We start from the raw sequence: 17,102 nt of genomic DNA on the forward strand, positions 1-17,102 counted from the left end.
TGCGTCTTCGGGATTATTTCGGTACAACCTGCACTAAATCTAAAACTTTTATATCTGGGTTTGATCTACTTTGGTCGTTTTTCTATATCCACCTACTGCAAAATTTAGTTACACTTTCAAATACACTTTTATGGATTTTTGATGAACGATACTATTACAGCTATTGCTACGGCGTACGGGGTCGGCTCTATTGCCATTATCCGTCTGAGCGGAGAGAATGCTCTTCACATTGCCAAGACCTTGACGAAGAGAGAGACTTTAGTGCCGAGACATGCACACTTGACCTCCCTGTATGATGCCGATAACGAACTGATAGACGAGAGTATCACGATCTACTTCCAGGGTCCTAACAGTTTCAGCGGTGAAGACGTTGTCGAATTTCAGTGCCACGGTGGTGCCGTTGTTGCGCAGGAGATCCTTCAGGCAACACTCGATGCGGGTGCCCGACTGGCTGAACCGGGTGAGTTCTCAAAACGCGCATTCATGAACGGACGCATTGATCTTACGGAAGCCGAAGCGATCGCCCAGCTCATCGAAGCGAAAAGTGCCGATGCGGCGAAGATCCTGGCCAAACAGATGAAGGGGTCATTGCGTCACTATGTCGAAGAGGTGCGCGATCAGCTTTTACATGCTTTGGCCTATTCCGAAGTGACCATTGATTATGCCGAAGAGGATCTGCCGCTTGATCTTATAGAACAGATACAGGCACGCCTGAGTACAATCTCTAAAAATTTGCAGAGAACACTGCAGGCAAGCGAGAGTCGCCAGGGACTGATGCAGGGTTTTAAAGTCTCTTTGATCGGCAAACCGAACGTCGGCAAAAGCTCGCTGCTGAACTCACTGCTTAATTACAACCGTGCGATTGTCAGTGACATTGCCGGTACGACACGCGACACTATCGAAGAACAGGTTAAAATAGGTTCGCATCTGATCCGCATCGTCGATACGGCTGGTATCCGTGAAGCGGGTGACGAGATCGAACGAATCGGGATCGAACGCAGTATTGAAGCAGTCGAAGAGAGCGATATCGTTATTGCTATTTTTGACGGCAGCCGTGTTCTAGACGAAGAGGACCGAAAGATCATCGATCTGATGAAAGAGCATAAGGATGAGAAGGCCTTTGTCTGTGCGGTCAACAAACAGGACCTCGGACAGCAGTTTGATCGAACGGCTATTGCGTCTTTTTCGCCTATGGGCATCAGTGCCAAAGAAGATGCGGCAACACTTATAGAGACTTTGAAAGCGATCATGGATAGACAAAATGTCTCGGACGAGATCATGCTTATCTCCTCACGCCAGATCGACGCGGTAAAAAATACGCTCACAGAGATCAATGAGGCGATCGGTCCGCTCGGTGATCAGGACCTTGAGATCTTCTCTTTCCACATGAACCGTGCTATCCGTGCTATGGCTTCGATTACACGACCTTTTGATAACGAAGAGATGCTTGACAAGATGTTCGGCTCATTCTGTCTGGGAAAATGATCTTGCCCAGCAGGTCAAAAACGTGATAGAGCAAGGATGAAGAGAAAATGAAAATAGTTGCAATTGATCTGGGACTGAAACGGATCGGTCTGGCCTACAGCGGCGGGCAGGACATCGTTACACCATTGGAAGCGGTTGAGCGTAAAAATCGCAACCAGGCCGCTGCCGCCGTGAAAAAGATCATTGACGAATGGGAAGCCGATGCCGTTGTCGTCGGCATCCCGATGGGTGGTAGCGCGGAAGACGAGATGCGACGCAGAGTGGCGCATTTTATGAACCTGGTGAATTTTAATGGGCCGGTGTATTACCAGGACGAAGCGGACAGTTCACTTGAAGCCGAAGCAATGATGAAGGGCGGGATGAAGTACAAGCGCGACGGACGGGTCGATTCGATCGCGGCAAAGATTATTTTGGAGCGGTGGCTTCGTCATAACACGTGACGAATGGTCGATATCGGGTGTCAGCCTGTTATAGACACTCGAAAAAACGAGCTACCTGCTCTTCGTCATCGGTGAGATTGTCCGGTGCAAAATCAGGGTCATTGGCCAGTTTCTCTTTAATGATGTTTTGACAATATGCAAAGGTCAGACGGCGTGCATTTTCGATGTCAAAGATATATCCGAGGCCGCTGAATTGGTAGGGTTCATCTCTCTCAATACAGAACAAGACGCCATCGACGTTCTCTTCGAGATGCGAAACGATGGCACGATAGTCGATATTGAAATCCGTTGCATGCCAACCCATCTCTTCTAGCTGCTCATCAGCAAATTCAGAGATACCGTCACCGGTCGTGTCGTCATAATCGGAGTTTGGCGTATTGATGCCGATCAGTGCCTGCCAATTGCCGGCTGCTTTGATAAGGACACGATCTTCATCTTCAACGACCTTGTACTCCTTCCCCAAAATATCTGAAATAGTTTGCGCTCTAGGCAGCGTCAAAGCGGAGGCCTTTGGTGCTGAAGCCGTCCCTCTGAAAACAAAGATCTCTTTCTCACCGTAGGGTGGGTAGACGACATCGCCCCTGTAACTTACGGCAAACTCTTTATTGGTGTTGATCGCTTTCAGAAGCGCTTCTCTTGAAATAACAATGATCTCTTTTAAAAGGTTGAACTTTTTCATTTTGTAGGTATCCGATAATTTTTGATTTTGAATTTTAGCACCACTATATTAAAAGAGATTCTTAAGCTGTGTAAACTAAGTTCTACGTAAACAAACTTTATAGTTAGTTAGGGTATAATCCGCGAAATTTTCGCCTCAAAATGGCATATGATGAAGGACGATTCATGGCATTGAATGTTTACTATGACAAAGATTGTAATATCGATATTATTAAGGGCAAAACGGTTGCAATGATCGGTTTTGGTTCACAAGGGCACGCACACGCGGAAAACCTTCGTGACAGTGGTGTAGAAGTTGTCGTTGGTCTTCGCAAAGGCGGTTCAAGCTGGGCTAAAGCTGAAGCAAAAAATTTCAAAGTTATGACAGTAGCAGAAGCTTCTGCGGCTGCTGATGTAGTCATGATCCTTCTTCCTGATGAAAACCAGTCTGAGATCTATGCAAATGAGATCGAGCCAAACCTTAAAGAGGGCGCTACAATCGCTTTCGGTCACGGTTTCAACATTCACTACGGTCGCATCATCCCAAGAGCGGACATCAATGTCACAATGATCGCGCCAAAAGCTCCAGGTCACACGGTACGTTCTGAGTTTGTTCGTGGCGGCGGTATCCCTGACCTTATCGCTATCGGTCAGGATCCAAGCGGTACGACTAAAGAGCTGGCACTTTCTTATGCATCTGCAATCGGTGGCGGTCGTACAGCGATTATCGAAACAACGTTCAAAGATGAGACGGAGACGGATCTTTTCGGTGAGCAAGCTGTTCTTTGTGGTGGTGCTTCAGCGCTGGTACAAGCCGGTTTCGAAACATTGACAGAAGCAGGTTATGCTCCTGAAATGGCATACTTCGAGTGTCTGCACGAACTTAAACTTATCGTTGACCTTATGTTCGAGGGCGGTATCGCTGACATGCGTTACTCAATCTCTAATACAGCTGAATACGGTGACTATGTTTCCGGTAAACGTGTTATCAACGACGAATCAAAAGCGGCAATGAAAGAGATCCTTAAAGAGATCCAAGACGGCCGTTTTGCAAAAGATTTTATCCTTGAAGGTCAAGCAGGTTACCCGCGTATGAACGCTGAGCGCACCAATGCACGTGCTTCTTTGATTGAGCAGACTGGTGTTAAGCTTCGTGAGATGATGCCATGGATCTCTGCAAACAAAATTGTAGACACTTCTAAAAACTAAAATAGCGGCGCACTTGCTGCGTTGCTTCCTTCGTTGCGTACCGATGTACGCTTCCTCACTCAGACCCTTGCAATTACACCACTCTTTCAGTTTTTATACAAAGCTGTTTTAACATCGCTTTACTCGTTAAAGACGGGTAATATATTGTTCATAGCTCGTAGCTCGTAGCTCGATTGACTACGGTTTCGTATGAAAACGTTCTTCCCGTTTGAGCTTTTGGTGGTGGACTGAACGCCACCATAAGTAACGGACGAGGTAATATCCGCTTATTGATAAAACGACCGCGGTAAAAAGTGCACCAAGATACATCGGGACGACGATCTCCATCAATTTGGACAAAAAGTCGGTGGTGAACCAATCCATCGTAAAGAGCTCGACCATAAAGTCAAGGTCCTGGTTGATCGGACTAAGTGTCAAAAGATCACCAATAATGAGTTCGCCGTAGAAGATAAAGGGCATCGTAATAGGGTTGGTGATCCAGACCAGACTGACACCGATCGGTACGTTGAACTTTATGAAAGGGATCATCAGGACAACGGCCAGCATCTGCATCGGCATGGGGATAAAGGCAAAAAAAATGCCGATCAAAACAGCCTTCGAGACAGAGTTGCGGTTGACACTAAGGTACTCTCTTGGAATATGGTATTTGTCAATGATAGCATCAAGTTTGCTGTTGCTGTTTCGTTTTTTAAAGACTTTTCGGATCATAAAGGTAATTATACTTATCTTCTATCAAACTTCTCTAATATTGCTGCAGAAATTGAACGCATTGCTCTTTTGTGTGACATGGTGTCATATTAAACCGCATCTAACTCTTTCTTGACTAGAATTTAGGATCTAAAAAAGACGGGCAGCAATGGCAGCGACAAGAAAAGCGGTATCGAAAAAATCAGGTAAAAAAACGTCACCGAAAAATCGGTTTGACCTGCAAAAATTCCTCCACTACTTTTACTGGGTACTGGCAATTGTCTCTGCCTTGGGTGCTGCCGGTGTTGTCGGTTTTTATGCCGGATACAATCAGGCGAGGGATGAATCCGTCTGTGTGATAACCAAACACAAAAAAGAGACTATACAACTTCGAAAAGAGCTGCAGGAACTTTCAAATCAGACGGCCAAACACGAGTATGATGCCGCATCAAAACCGCCTAACGGCCTGAAGAAGAGTGTCGAGAAAGTTGCCGGTCAAAAAGGAAAGCTCGCCATCATTTTTGACGATGTCTCTTTTTCGGGGGATGTCAAACAGATCAAGGCACTCGGCATCCCTGTGACAATGTCTTTTTTACCGCCCACATCGGGACATCCGAATTCTGCCAGACTGGCTTCAAAAGAGCCTTACTATATGGTGCACCTTCCGATGGAAGCGATGAATTTCCATGCACCTGAAAAATCAACCCTGCTGACGACTGACTCGAAGGCGAAGATTGTAGAACGGATACAAAAGCTTAAAAAGCTTTTTCCGAATGTTGAATATATCAACAACCACACCGGCAGCAAGTTTACCTCCGATGAAAGCGCGATGAACAAGCTGATCTTTGCTTTGCGGCTTGAGAAGGTCGGTTTTATCGATTCGCGCACTACGGCAGAGAGTAAAGCCAAAAAGGTGATGGCACGGTACAAGATGCCCTATATTGCCCGTGATATCTTCTTGGACCATGACGACGACGTTGAAACGATCAAGTCGCAGATCAAAAAGGCCGTTCGCATTGCAAAAAAATACGGTAAATGTGTTGCTATCTGCCACCCGCACAAATCCACACTTCAGGCACTGCAAGAGTCAAAGCTACTTTTTGACGATGTCGAGCTTGTGCGTATCGATAAGTTGACGAGACGATGACGCAAAGATTGCCTCTGGAGTATAGGGAACATTTTTCGGCGATGAAAAAAGAGCCGAAAGAGATCTTCTTCCGGGGCAATCTAGAGCTGTTGAAACGGCCGAAGATCAGCATTGTCGGTACACGCCGTCCTTCTCAATACACACAGCATATGACGGTGGATATAGCACGAAAACTTTCCCAGGCGGGGGTTGTCATTGTTAGTGGAGCGGCGATGGGTGTGGATGCCCAGGCCCATTTCGGTGCCGGTGCCGAGAATACAATCGCCGTCATGGGCAACGGGCTCAACATATACTATCCGGCCACCAACAGAGAACTTATCAGAGGTATAGAAAAAGAGGGGCTCGCGCTCAGCATGTACCCGGATGATACCTTGGCCGCGTATTGGAGTTTTGTAGCACGCAATGAGATGGTTGTAGCGCTCGGCGATGTGCTCATCGTTTCCGAAGCCGACCGTAACAGCGGTTCGATGCGCAGTGTCGAGTATGCCAAAAAGATGGGTAAAAAGATCTATACCATTTCGCACCGTACGGGAGAGAGCGAGGGGAGTATGGACCTGGTCAAGCAGGGTGAAGCCGCGATCATCTACGATATCGATAAATTTGTCGCGCAATACGGGCAGGTAAAAGCAGTCGAAAACGATCCGTTTCTGGCTTTTTGTCTTAAAAACCCCTCTTATGAAGCGGTGTTCAGAACGTATGGTGAGAAAGTCTCACAGTATGAGCTAGATGGAAAAATCGCTGTTGTAAATGGACAGATCAGGCTGATCTAGAAACAGAGGTTTCCGGCCGTAGTAATTAATGGCATTCTTGCCGTTTCTTTTGGCACTGTACATCGCCTCATCGGCTTTATCTATCAGATCTTTCGCGTCGAGAGCATCCTGCGGATAGAAGCTGATACCCGCGCTCATCTCCAGTGTTATCAGATCGCCGTTTATCGAGAATGGCGCATCCGCAATATTCAATATCTTTTCTATAGCAGCAGTGGTATCGCTAAACTTGTCGATGTCGCCGAGGATGATAACGAACTCGTCGCCGCCGTAGCGACAGACGGTATCCTCCGCCCGCACTATTGAGGTGAAATAGTCACTGCATCGCTTGAGTGCCAAATCACCGACGGTGTGGCCGTAAACATCATTGATCGGTTTAAAGTTGTCGAGATCGCAGAATATGACGGCCACATTTTTGTCGAAGCGTTTGGCATGGTTGATCGCCTGCGTAAGACGGTCGTCAAGCAAGAGACGGTTGGCCAGTCCTGTCAGCGCATCGTGGGTGGCTAGATGGGCATATTCAAGTTGACTCTTACGGTGTGCCGTGACATCGGAGAAGATACCCATATAGTTCTGCACATTCCCTTTTTTGTCCTTGATGCAGGTAATACTCAACCATTCGATATAAAGTTCGTCGTTTTTGCGGCGGTTCTTGATCTCTCCCTGCCAGTAGCCTTCGTGTTGTATCTTCTCCCACATCGACTGATAGAAACTTCTGTCATGGGCAGAGGACTTCAAGATCGTGGGATTTTTTCCAACAACCTCCTCTCTGGTAAAACCGGTAATGTCGCTGAAGGCGTTGTTGATATTAATGATGCGGTTCTCGGCATCGGTGATGACGATACCGTCAACAGTGTACTCAAACATGGCACTTTTGATCTCATGTTCGCGCAGGTTTTGCTGATTGTTGATTGCTGAGCCGATAATGCGTGCAACTGTCTCCAGCATCTCTAGATTGGAAAGGTCGAAGAGGAGCTCTCTGTCATGGCCGATTCCCAGAAAACCCCACCATTCGCCGTCGGCAAAGACCGGCAGCATCAAGAGGGTCTCGACTTTGCAGGAGCGCAGCATCATCTGTTCTTTTGCATTTAAACTTTTGATGGTGCCGTTGACATACCCGCCACCGGAGAGCGCCTTTTTCCATTTCAGAAGACGAAGCTCTTGGTAGTGCAGAAGATTCGGTGTAAAGGCCTCATAATTGTCATTGATCGAGAGATAACGCTCAGCGACAACAGGATTTTTGATGTTCTGGTTTCTGTAGATGAAGATGGAGGAGGCTTCAGCGGCATCCTTGAGCAGTTTCATCTGTTCATAGAGCGTTTCGTTCCAGTCATCATGCTGCAGGAATTTTTCCGACATCTCCTTGATAGCATGAAGAATGTTCTGCTGCCGATTGAGCGCGGCCTCTGTCTTGCGTTTGTCGACGATCTCGCGGGTAAGGTTGTCGATGACATTGAGTAAGTGCTCTTTTTGAAAGGGCTTTGAAAAGAACTGGTTGACACCGAAGGTGATCGCATCAAGCATATACTGCTTGTTGTCAAAATTGGTAAAAATGGCGATCTTTACACTCTTATTGCTCTTACGGATCTCCCTGATCATCTCCAGGCCGTTCATCTCCGGCATATTGATGTCGGAGAGGATGATATCGAAAGAGCTCGTTTGAAAGGCCGCCAACGCCTCTTTGGCGCCATGGCAGATGACAATTTCGCGGCTTTCGTCATTGAGCATACTTGACAGTATATCCGTGGTTATCTTGTCATCGTCAACGATCAATATACGCAGGTTGTTCATTTCAATTCTTTGATGTGATGAACGATTATAGAAAGTTAAAACTTAAAGGAGGCAAAAAGTGTGGTTTAGAGAATCAGCATCGCATCCCCGTAGGAGTAGAAACGGTAGCGCTTTTTGATGGCCTCTTGGTAGAGTTCCAGCGTCTTCTCCACGCCGACAAACGATGCGACCAGCATGATCAGCGTGGATTGCGGAAGGTGGAAGTTTGTCAGCAGGTAGTCGGTACGCATCGGCGGGTTGCCGGGGTGTAAAAAGAGGTTGGCTTCGCCGTCAAGCTTTTCGGGATGGCGGGCGTGGTACTCGATGGTACGTGTCGCGGTCGTACCGACGCAAAGCAGCGGCGTATTGCTTTTGAAGAGGCTTTCCGCTTCGTCAGAGATATGGTAGTATTCCGAGTGCATCGGGTGGTCGGTGATGATCTCGCTGTCGACCGGTTTGAACGTACCGGCACCGACATGCAGGGTCACGGAGGCGTGCGGATGGTTTTTGCAGATCCGTTTGAACTGCTCGTCGGTAAAGTGAAGAGAGGCGGTAGGGGCAGCGACGGCGCCTTCATGTTTGGCAAAGACGCTCTGGTAATCCTCTTCATCCTGCTTGGCATCGTCGCGGTGCATGTAGGGCGGCAGAGGAATGTGACCCTGTTTATCAATAATAGGCAGTACCTCTTCAAAGCGCAGGGTTCTGTCATCGAGGTAGAACGTGATGTCGCGGCTGCCGTCGTCAAAAAGTTCAAGCACTCTGGCACTGAAACCCTCTTCAAACTTGATGATGGTGTCTGGCTTGACCTTGCCGCGGATGTAGGCATTGACGCGGTAGGCCTCTTTGGGACGGTTGATCAGCAGTTCGACCTTTCCGCCGCTGCTCTTTGTACCGTACAGACGGGCTTTGATCACCTTGGTGTCGTTAAAGATGATGCCGCAGTTCTCGGGTAAAAAACTTTCAAGCTTGTCAAAACGTGAATGGGTGATGGTGCCGCTAGCACGGTCGTAGACCAAAAGCCGTGCATGGTCGCGCGGTTCGACCGGGTGGGTGGCGATCAGCTCCTCGGGGAGCGTAAAGTTGTAGCTACTTGTCTTTAGCGGATCGAGCTGCATTGTCGTCTTCAATGCCCAGAGCATCTTTTAATATGGCGACACCGTCTTCATCGCTCTCTTCATTCTCTTCTTCAGGTTCGGCAGGATTGACCAGCTTGACCAGCAGGATCGACACGCCGTAAAGCAGAATAAGGGGTACCGCCATCAGCAGCTGTGTAAGGACATCCGGCGGGGTCAGAAGCGCCGCAACGATAAAGATGATAACGACGGCATATTTGAAAAAGCCGATCATCTGTCGGTCGTCTACCAACCCTAGCAGCCCCAGAAAATAAGCGAAGACAGGAAGCTCGAAGGCGATTCCGAAACCGAACATGATCTTGGTAAAGAAACCGACGTAATCTTCAATATTGATCAACGGGGTGAATTTGAAACTACCGAAGGTGATCAGGAAGTCGAAACCAAAAGGGGTCACTACATAATAGGCGAAGGCGACGCCGACGCCGAACATGATCGTTCCGCCGAAGATAAACGGCAGCAGCATCTTCTTCTCGTTGGCGTAGAGTCCCGGTGCGACAAAAAGCCATATCTGCGAGAGGATGATCGGCAGCGCAGCCAGGAGGCCGGAGAAGAAAGCGACTTTGAGTGCGACAAAGAAGGCTCCGCCGACCTGGTTGGTCGTGACCATCCCTTCGGCCGCATGGAGCGATTTCTTCCCGACTTCGGCCAAGGCGTCGTTGAGCGGCTGGATCATCCATTCCAAAAGGAACTCATGAAAATAGAACATCACGAAAAAGGCGATGACGACGCTGATGGCGGAGATCGCAAGACGTTTGCGCAGTTCAAAAAGGTGGGGTTTCAGATCGTCAAACATCAGGCATTCTCACTCGGTTTTGTTTCACTGTCGCTGCTTTGCGGCGGTGTCTCTTTTTTAGGTTTCTTTGCAAAGGTGACCACCTCCGGCTGAGCCGGTGCCGCAGGTGCTTTTTTCTCCGTCTCGTCCAGATCGACCCGGGTCTCTTTTTTGAGTTCGCGCATCTCGCCTTTGATTCCCTCCACATCGGTCATGCGTTCGAGTTCGGCACTGGCTTCGGTGAGCTGTCTTTTGTAGCTGTTAGCCTCTTCTTTTATATCTGCGAGGTGCAGCTCTTCTTCAATAGAGCTTTTGGCAGAAGCAACGGTCGTCTTGACAGATCTGAAAAACTTGGCGATCTGAATCATCGTCTCAGGAAGTTTATCGGGACCAAGAAAGAGGATGGCGATCACCCCAATGATCAAAATTTCGGCAAAGCCCATACCAAACATCTGTTTACCGCCTCAGCTATAGTTTTGTGCGATTATATCGCTCCTATATTTAAAAGAGGGTGAAACCGGACCGTTTGAGATCCGGGCACAGGTCTACTGCTGAATAAAAAGGGCCAATTCATCGCTCAAGAGGTAGTCATCGTTATAAAAATGCCCGTCTCTGTAGCTCAGCTTCTTCTCTTTGACGAGCAGCCGGGCTTTTTCCTGCTCTTTTTCAGAAAGTATGGCCTCGTCAACGCCGACAATGGAACGCAGGCCCAAAAATATTTTTTCGGTTTTGACAGCTTCTTTACCCAGCAGTTCGCTTTGGATATCAAGAGGATTGTCAATGTAGGCCTGGACATTGCCGCTTGGATAGAAACGTTCGTTTTTCAAAAAACCGACAGCACCCGATCCAAGACCTATATAGTCCTTATACTCCCAATACCCCAGGTTGTGTTTTGAATGATAGTTTCCGAAGTTGGATATCTCATAGGTGGCAAACCGCTCCTTGATGCGCTGTAAAAACCACTCTGTCAGGGCCAGTTTTTCGTTGGCAACATCAGGTGTGGAGGCAAAAGGGGTTCCCTCTTCAATAGTGAGGGCATAGGCACTGAGATGATCGATGGGGAGTCTGAACGCCTCGTTCAGATCATGTTCCAACAGGGCTTGGGTGTCATTTTCAACCCCGTAGATAAGGTCAAGCGAAAGATGTTCAAAACCCGCTTTTTGTGCGCGAAAAAGTGCTTTGGAAGCCTCTTCGGCTTTATGTGCCCGACCCAGTTTCTTGAGTTTTTCGTCATTGAAACTCTGTACGCCGAAACTGATGCGATTGACTCCCAGCGCATGCATCCCCTCAAGCCAAACTGCAGTGGCACTGTTGGGGTTGGCTTCTGAGGTTATTTCCGCCCCCTCTTTGATATAAGGAGCCAAAAGTTCAAACAGCGGTCCATAGAGTTCCGGTTTGACGGTTGAAGGGGTGCCCCCGCCGATAAAAACGGTTTCAATACTCCCTTTTTCAGCTTTAAAACGTTTTAGTTCGAATTTCAGCTGCACCATAAGTGCCTGCATATAGCGCTCTCTCAAATGGAAAAGATCGACATAGGAGTTAAAGCTGCAGTAGTGGCATTTGGAATCGCAGAAGGGAATGTGAATGTATATAAGCATGATGCAATTGTAACTAAAAAGTCATTTTCAATCTACATTGTAAGCAACACAATCGACTTAGAATCTTAGATTTCCGGTTATAATCCATAACTGTTTCAATGGCATGGCAACTTCTGATCATTGCCCTTTCTTGCTATCGGTATTTATCCATTTTTAAATCTTTCCTACTATAATACGCGTTATAAATAAGGCGCTGCCTGCGTCAGATCCGAAAAGAAACAGTATGAGCAATACAAAGAATTATCGTCCAAATGTAGCAGCCGTCATTGTCTCATCGAACTACCCTGATGAGAAGAGAGTCTTTGTAGCCGAACGAAGTGATATTTCGGGGATGTGGCAGTTCCCTCAAGGCGGAATCGATATCGGGGAAACACCGGAAGAAGCCCTTTTCCGTGAACTTGAAGAAGAGATCGGTACGGCTGAGATCGAAGTGATCGGGGAGTATCCGGAGTGGGTCTCCTATGACTTTCCCAAGCATGTAGCTAAAAAGATGTATCCGTTCTGCGGACAGACACAGCGTTACTTTTTAGTACGTATTAAAGACGAGACACTGATCAATCTCGAAACGGAACATCCGGAATTTAAAGATCACAAATATATCGAAGTGGAGTCGGTTTTGGAGATGGTGGCAAAATTTAAAAAACCTGTCTATGAACAGGTGATCGAGCATTTCAAAAAAGAAGGGTTATTGTAATGGTCATAGTACAAAAGTTTGGTGGAACCAGTGTCGGCGATCTTGACCGTATTCAGAATGTGGCTAATCGTGTAGCGAAAACGGTTAAAGAAGGGCATCAGGTCGTTGTCGTTGTCTCGGCAATGAGCGGGGAGACCAATAAACTGGTGGGTTATGCTGAACATTTCAGTGCCAACCCTCAGCGCGAGGAAGTGGATATGCTGCTCAGTTCAGGAGAACGCGTGACAGCGGCACTCCTCTCCATCGCGCTCAATGAGATGGGGTTTGATGCGACCTCTATGACAGGGCGCCGTGCCGGTATTGTCACGGACGCTGTTCATACCAAAGCGCGTATCGAACGTATTGACCCGATGCCGATGACAGAGGCTCTGGCTGAAGGCAGGATCATTGTCGTGGCCGGTTTCCAAGGTGTTAATGAAGCGGGGCAGGTAACAACACTGGGCCGTGGCGGTTCCGACCTCTCGGCCGTGGCGATTGCCGGTGCGATCGGCGCTGACCTTTGTGAGATTTATACGGATGTCGATGGGATATATACAACCGACCCGCGTATTGAGCCATCAGCCAAGAAGCTGGATAAGATCTCATACGACGAGATGTTGGAACTCGCTTCACTCGGTGCAAAGGTCTTGCAGAACCGTTCAGTCGAACTGGCAAAAAAACTTAATGTCAATCTTGTTACCCGTTCAAGCTTCTCGGATGCAGAGGGGACACTTATTACAAAGGAAGAAAATATTATGGAAAAACCACTAGTAAGCGGTATCGCACTCGACCGTAATCAAGCCCGTGTCGCTCTTGACGGTGTCGTAAACCGCCCCGGTATCGCTTCTGATATCTTTGGTGCTTTGGCAAAAAATAATGTCAATATCGATATGATCATTCAGACATCGGGACATGACGGTTCAACCAGTATGGACTTTACCGTGCCGCAGAACGAGATCAATGATGCAAAAAAAGTGGTTGAAGAGTTCCTTGCCAATAAAGAGGTTACCGACGCTACGTATGATGAGGGTATCTGTAAGGTCTCAATTGTCGGTGTCGGCATGAAATCACATACTGGCGTAGCTGCAAAAGCCTTCGCGACAATGGCAGCAGAGAACATCAACATCCAGATGATCTCGACATCCGAGATCAAGGTCTCTATGGTCATTGATGATAAATATGCAGAGTTGGCGGTACGTTCGCTGCACAATGCTTACGAGTTAGATAAGTAAGTCTCTCGTGCAGGCCTTCATCAAATGGACACTTGACAGCATACGAGACGAGGGCGCAATGCTCTCGTGGCTGGAAGAGTCCCGTTTTGAATGGACGGCTACTACCGCACAGGCCCTCAAACAGATCATTGCGGGTAAAAGTATTGTGTTAGTGACGGATGAAAACCGTCAATGGTTTGGCAATTACATCATCCATGCGATCAACAAGGCCTCCACCGACAGACCGATGATCTCATTGGTACGCATTGAAAGTCTTCTCCCCAACTACAGTACGGTCAACGGTGAAATGCTTGATATGCTTGACGATATGTTAAGTCTCTCCTATAAAGATGAATACTTTTTCTGGTATATCGGACGAGGCAACGATAAGGCTTCTGATCTGCCGAAAAGCCATGATCGAAGCTTTTTGTGGTTGATGGATGAGGATTATCAAAACGCTTTTACTATGCGATCCTATGACCCGCTGCTTGACATCAAACTTCTTCAGCTCTATCGGCAGTTTGACAAAGCGCTTAACGCGGTGCTATTCGGAGAGGTCACTATCGATGATTGATGCCCTTGGCAGCCATATTATCATCTGCGACAATATCGAAGAGAGAAGCGCTTTGCTTCAACAGGAACTCGCACCCCACCGTGTCGTCACTTTTTTACGCGATGATTTCAAGATTGAAGATGCCAAATCGGTAACGGCTGAGGCGTACATCGCCGAAGAGGCGATCAAGTACCTTGTACTGGCTGCAAAGACGTTTAATGTCATCTCCCAAAATGCGCTGCTCAAGCTCCTGGAGGAACCCCCTCGAAACATAGAACTGATCATCATCACCGAAAGCAAATCAACGCTTCTTCCTACGGTGAGATCGCGATTGAAGATCACTAAAGAACACTCCGCTGTCATACGCGAAGAGGTTGATATCAAGCTCGCCAACCTTAACCTTTCGACGCTCTTCAGTTTTGTAAAAGCGCATGACCGGCTTTCCAAATATGACGCAAAACTCCTGATCGAATCACTCTACCGAAAAGCAACGGTTATAGAGCGTCTGACTCTGAGTGAAAAGCAGATCGAGATATTTGAGCGGAGCTATCGACTGATCGAACTTAACGGCCGATTGCAGACTATTCTGGTCGCACTGCTGATGACATTTCTTCCAAAGGCTAAACGTGGTTATTGAGCAACTTTCTACCGACATCAACATTATAGACTGTTTAAAAAAGCTTGGCGTTGACGGCGGCGGGGTGAGTATCATGGCCTCAAAGGCACAGATTTATCTTATCAGTATCAAAGCACTACACGTCGGTGCAGCCAATATTTTAAAACAGGATGCGCTCTCTATCGGTGCAGATCTGGCCGTGCCTAAAGGAACCGTCACCGCGTCGGAAAAGCATGTCGATACCCTGCTGATCGCGACAAAAAAACAGCTGCAGCTCTTAAGTCGTAAAGAGCTGGCCCAGCCTTTTGGACTCAAAGATCTGGCCCGCCAGCTTCAAATGATTCTGAAAGCTAAAAAACCCGATCACTGTGCCGTGATGGGCGTTCTCAATGCCAATGATGACAGCTTTTATGCGCAAAGCCGTTTTAATGCAGCGGAAGCCTTGCAGCGGATTGAAAGGATGATCGATGACGGAGCCGAGATTATCGACATCGGCGGGGTCTCTTCCCGTCCTGGTTCCGAAGCGGTCAGTGCCGAAGAGGAGCTGGCACGCGTCAAACCCGTTATTGACCTTTTGGATGGTTCTGCTTTGCTTGAGAAAGCAAGGTTCAGTATCGACACCTACGAGCCCATTGTAGCGCGTTATGCACTGGAACGCGGATTTCATATTATCAATGACATAACCGGGCTAGAGAACGACGCACTTTGTGAAGTGATAGCGGAATTCGGCGCGCAGGCGGTTATTATGCATATGCAGGGTACGCCGAAGACAATGCAGAAGAACCCGCAGTATGACGATCTTCTGGATGAGATCTACCGGTTTTTCGAAGCGCGCATCGCCAAGGCTGAACGTTTCGGTATCGACGATATCGTGCTTGATGTCGGGATTGGATTCGGAAAAAGCCTGCAGGACAATCTTAAGCTGATCACGAATTTGGAACATTTCCTGCGATTAAATAGACCGCTTTTGGTTGGCGCCAGCCGCAAAGGTATGATCGACAAGATCGATCCATCCGCCGTTAGCGAACGTCTTGGGGGTACTTTGGCACTTCATCTGGCTGCTGCAAAAAACGGGGCAGCGATCGTAAGAGTGCATGATGTGCAAGAACATGCACAAGCGCTCAAAGTGCAGAAGGCCCTTATCGTCTAGTAGAGGTGCAGTTGATAACGTGAATAGACGTCCTGCGCTTCTTCCGAGTTGGGTGCCTGTGCCAGGACATTGCGAATCAGTTCAGCCGCTTCTTTGATGGACCCGCCTTCATAGCCTTTTGCATAGATCTCTGCCAAGGTTACTTGCGCAGCCGCTTCGCCGACTGCAGCAGCCTTTTTCAGATAGTGAACAGCCTTGTCAAAATCCTCAGGAACACCCATCGCATTGGCATAGGCAAAACCGGCACTCACCTGGGCCGGGACAATACCGGCATCGGCAGCGATAGTGTAGTACTTGGTTGACAGTTTAAAGTTGCGTTCGACCCCTTGCCCGTTGTAGTAGAGAACACCCAATGCAAATGCGCAGCGTGGATCCTGGTCATCCTGGATCAAAAAGTCAAAGGCCTCTTTGTAGTTACCTGACTCAAAGGCATTCATTCCTGCATTATAATAATTGACTGACATAGAAATTCCTAAATTTTATATTGTGGAAGTATAGAGAAAGTTTTGTTAGGAAGTTGTAAAGTAAAAGTATTAGTTTTGCAGTCAAGAGAAAAAAGAACCAGGGAAACGTCAAATGCGTACTCCCTGGCTTGAGAGGCAACTCTATTTCATATAGGCTTTGATGATGACCTGTTTCTTGAGTGGGCGGTCACCACCGCTTCGGCCGGTTGTGGGGACATTGTTTAACTTATCAATACTATCCATACCCTTGATAACATAACCAAAAATGGTGTGTCGGCCGTTGAGCCACGGTGTTGGCGCTGTTGTCACAAAAAACTGGCTTCCGTTGGTTCCCGGACCCGCGTTTGCCATCGCAAGGATACCCGCTTTGTTAAAGGTGACATTGGGTTTAAACTCATCTTTAAAAGGTTTTTTCCAGATCGATTGACCGCCACGCCCTGTTCCGGTGGGATCACCGCCTTGGATCATGAAGTCTTTGATGATACGATGAAAGATGAGGCCGTTGTAATAACCGTTTTTGATATGTGTCATGAAGTTTTCTACAGCCAAGGGTGCGATATCGGGACGCAGTTCGATCTCAATAGTGCCCTGGGTAGTCTCTAAAACAGCGATGGGATGTTTTGTTGCTGTTTTGTCTGTCTTGGCAAGGGTATCGTGCAGATCTGCAAAAGCGAGTGTACTGAGTAAAAATAACAGCGACAATAAAAATTTCATCATAATTCTCCCGAGGCGATTTCTGATTATTATAGCTAAGCTATGCTATTATTTAT

General features: G+C 47.6%; 19 protein-coding genes. 10 read left to right on the forward strand and 9 right to left on the reverse strand.

What is annotated here, in order from left to right; genetic code table 11:
* Positions 1–141: 141 nt before the first annotated feature.
* A complete protein-coding gene (mnmE, locus tag WCY20_RS04070; RefSeq protein WP_345977193.1) occupies positions 142–1,485 on the forward strand; it encodes a tRNA uridine-5-carboxymethylaminomethyl(34) synthesis GTPase MnmE in 1,344 nt (447 codons plus the stop codon).
* A 47-nt stretch (positions 1,486–1,532) separates the two neighbouring features.
* Positions 1,533–1,925 carry a Holliday junction resolvase RuvX gene (ruvX, locus tag WCY20_RS04075; RefSeq protein WP_345977195.1) on the forward strand — a complete coding sequence of 131 codons (393 nt, stop codon included), beginning with the start codon at positions 1,533–1,535 and terminating at the stop codon, positions 1,923–1,925.
* A gap of 28 nt (positions 1,926–1,953) precedes the next feature.
* On the opposite strand, the gene WCY20_RS04080 is transcribed toward ruvX, so the two are convergent.
* On the reverse strand, positions 1,954–2,604 hold the full coding sequence (locus WCY20_RS04080) for a hypothetical protein (protein WP_345977197.1): 651 nt from the start codon (positions 2,602–2,604) through the stop codon (positions 1,954–1,956).
* A 164-nt stretch (positions 2,605–2,768) separates the two neighbouring features.
* Between WCY20_RS04080 and ilvC the strand changes: the two genes are divergently transcribed.
* Positions 2,769–3,791 (forward strand): ketol-acid reductoisomerase, encoded by a 1,023-nt coding sequence (gene ilvC / locus WCY20_RS04085; RefSeq protein WP_345977198.1) that lies wholly within the window; start codon positions 2,769–2,771, stop codon positions 3,789–3,791.
* A gap of 177 nt (positions 3,792–3,968) precedes the next feature.
* On the opposite strand, the gene WCY20_RS04090 is transcribed toward ilvC, so the two are convergent.
* Positions 3,969–4,499: a DUF2062 domain-containing protein gene (locus WCY20_RS04090; RefSeq protein WP_345977200.1), complete on the reverse strand. Its 531-nt coding sequence runs from the start codon at positions 4,497–4,499 to the stop codon at positions 3,969–3,971.
* 148 nt (positions 4,500–4,647) lie between these two features.
* Here WCY20_RS04090 and WCY20_RS04095 point away from each other — a divergent pair, with 148 nt between their 5' ends.
* Positions 4,648–5,625 carry a divergent polysaccharide deacetylase family protein gene (locus WCY20_RS04095; protein ID WP_345977202.1) on the forward strand — a complete coding sequence of 326 codons (978 nt, stop codon included), beginning with the start codon at positions 4,648–4,650 and terminating at the stop codon, positions 5,623–5,625.
* Complete coding sequence (locus tag WCY20_RS04100) at positions 5,622–6,395, forward strand: DNA-processing protein DprA (RefSeq protein ID WP_345977204.1); 774 nt, start codon at positions 5,622–5,624, stop codon at positions 6,393–6,395. The genes WCY20_RS04095 and WCY20_RS04100 overlap by 4 nt, the downstream gene beginning before the upstream one ends.
* Here WCY20_RS04100 and WCY20_RS04105 read toward each other — a convergent pair.
* From WCY20_RS04105 to hemW, 5 genes are all read right to left on the reverse strand, one after another.
* The gene (locus tag WCY20_RS04105) at positions 6,348–8,183 is read right to left on the reverse strand and encodes a diguanylate cyclase (RefSeq protein WP_345977206.1); all 1,836 of its coding nucleotides are present in this window, start codon (positions 8,181–8,183) and stop codon (positions 6,348–6,350) included. The two genes, WCY20_RS04100 and WCY20_RS04105, sit on opposite strands and share 48 nt — an antisense overlap.
* Before the next feature lie 65 nt (positions 8,184–8,248).
* Positions 8,249–9,277, reverse strand: coding sequence for a tRNA preQ1(34) S-adenosylmethionine ribosyltransferase-isomerase QueA (queA, locus tag WCY20_RS04110; protein ID WP_345978216.1), 1,029 nt, complete (start codon positions 9,275–9,277; stop codon positions 8,249–8,251).
* On the reverse strand, positions 9,249–10,088 hold the full coding sequence (gene tatC, locus WCY20_RS04115) for a twin-arginine translocase subunit TatC (protein ID WP_345977208.1): 840 nt from the start codon (positions 10,086–10,088) through the stop codon (positions 9,249–9,251). The genes queA and tatC overlap by 29 nt, the downstream gene beginning before the upstream one ends.
* Entirely contained in the window at positions 10,088–10,519 is a 432-nt protein-coding gene (gene tatB / locus WCY20_RS04120; protein ID WP_345977209.1) for a Sec-independent protein translocase protein TatB, read from the reverse strand. The genes tatC and tatB overlap by 1 nt, the downstream gene beginning before the upstream one ends.
* 93 nt (positions 10,520–10,612) lie before the next feature.
* The gene (gene hemW, locus WCY20_RS04125) at positions 10,613–11,665 is read right to left on the reverse strand and encodes a radical SAM family heme chaperone HemW (RefSeq protein ID WP_345977211.1); all 1,053 of its coding nucleotides are present in this window, start codon (positions 11,663–11,665) and stop codon (positions 10,613–10,615) included.
* A gap of 223 nt (positions 11,666–11,888) precedes the next feature.
* On the opposite strand from hemW, the gene WCY20_RS04130 reads away from it, so the two are divergent.
* From WCY20_RS04130 to folP, 5 genes are read left to right on the forward strand one after another with little or no spacing between them, the layout of a single operon-like run.
* Complete coding sequence (locus tag WCY20_RS04130) at positions 11,889–12,359, forward strand: RNA pyrophosphohydrolase (protein WP_345977213.1); 471 nt, start codon at positions 11,889–11,891, stop codon at positions 12,357–12,359.
* Positions 12,359–13,570, forward strand: coding sequence for an aspartate kinase (locus tag WCY20_RS04135; protein ID WP_345977215.1), 1,212 nt, complete (start codon positions 12,359–12,361; stop codon positions 13,568–13,570). The genes WCY20_RS04130 and WCY20_RS04135 overlap by 1 nt, the downstream gene beginning before the upstream one ends.
* Before the next feature lie 7 nt (positions 13,571–13,577).
* A complete protein-coding gene (locus WCY20_RS04140; RefSeq protein WP_345977217.1) occupies positions 13,578–14,123 on the forward strand; it encodes a HobA family DNA replication regulator in 546 nt (181 codons plus the stop codon).
* Positions 14,116–14,739 carry a DNA polymerase III subunit delta' gene (locus tag WCY20_RS04145; protein WP_345977219.1) on the forward strand — a complete coding sequence of 208 codons (624 nt, stop codon included), beginning with the start codon at positions 14,116–14,118 and terminating at the stop codon, positions 14,737–14,739. Before WCY20_RS04140 ends, WCY20_RS04145 begins: the two co-directional genes overlap by 8 nt.
* Positions 14,729–15,868 carry a dihydropteroate synthase gene (folP, locus tag WCY20_RS04150; protein WP_345977221.1) on the forward strand — a complete coding sequence of 380 codons (1,140 nt, stop codon included), beginning with the start codon at positions 14,729–14,731 and terminating at the stop codon, positions 15,866–15,868. The genes WCY20_RS04145 and folP overlap by 11 nt, the downstream gene beginning before the upstream one ends.
* Here the strand turns inward: folP and WCY20_RS04155 are convergent.
* Both WCY20_RS04155 and WCY20_RS04160 read right to left on the reverse strand, forming a co-directional pair.
* Complete coding sequence (locus WCY20_RS04155) at positions 15,865–16,332, reverse strand: tetratricopeptide repeat protein (RefSeq protein ID WP_345977223.1); 468 nt, start codon at positions 16,330–16,332, stop codon at positions 15,865–15,867. The genes folP and WCY20_RS04155 overlap by 4 nt on opposite strands.
* Before the next feature lie 141 nt (positions 16,333–16,473).
* Positions 16,474–17,049 (reverse strand): peptidylprolyl isomerase, encoded by a 576-nt coding sequence (locus WCY20_RS04160; protein WP_345977225.1) that lies wholly within the window; start codon positions 17,047–17,049, stop codon positions 16,474–16,476.
* Between the last annotated feature and the right edge of the window lie 53 nt (positions 17,050–17,102).

Source organism: Sulfurimonas sp. HSL3-7 (assembly GCF_039645985.1).
Classification (GTDB): domain Bacteria; phylum Campylobacterota; class Campylobacteria; order Campylobacterales; family Sulfurimonadaceae; genus Sulfonitrofixus; species Sulfonitrofixus jiaomeiensis.